Below are 529 nucleotides of genomic sequence, written 5' to 3'. Positions count from 1 at the left end.
AACGGCAGAGGAATGCCGCACGCTCCCGCATCAAATGGATGTTCAACACGGACACGGCCCGAGCCAAAATGGGCCGCGCCTATCCCAACTCTTCCAAAGAGTCATAATCACTGTGCAGGGCTACTAGTTTGGTGCAGAACAATCTTATCGCTGCGAGGACCGGAAGGGCACGTTAGCTCGGCTCATTCTGTAGGTCGACGTTCAACTTAATGCTCACCCAAAGCAGTCGACGACTTAAGCACTTCTCAACTCGTCTGGGTGGATCTCCCGATCGCTGTTGAACTAGGTCGAGCCGACGTTGCCGGAATGAATGTTACGCGGCCCTCGTGACGTGGGCAACGGGGTTGATCGTCATGCGATTGTGGCGAGCTTGAAGAGGCCGCACGCAGAACCGACAATTGCTTATGCGCCTTCAATCGTCGGAAGCCCTTGTTAGCCTCGATCATGCCGGCCGCGACCCATCGCAAGGCCATACCGGCATCCCGCCAGCGTTTGACGTTGCGCGTGACGCGGCGAATGGTGCCCATCA

The 529-nt window shown here is 57.1% G+C and carries 1 pseudogene; it reads right to left on the bottom strand.

Annotation, left to right across the window (positions count from 1 at the left end):
- Positions 1 to 313: 313 nt before the first annotated feature.
- A pseudogene (locus AC066S_RS39115) lies at positions 314 to 529 on the bottom strand (IS256 family transposase); the annotation flags it as partial.

The sequence above is a fragment of the Bradyrhizobium sp. CFUWI genome, assembly GCF_056429085.1.
This window is presented reverse-complemented; position numbering and strand designations above follow the sequence as displayed.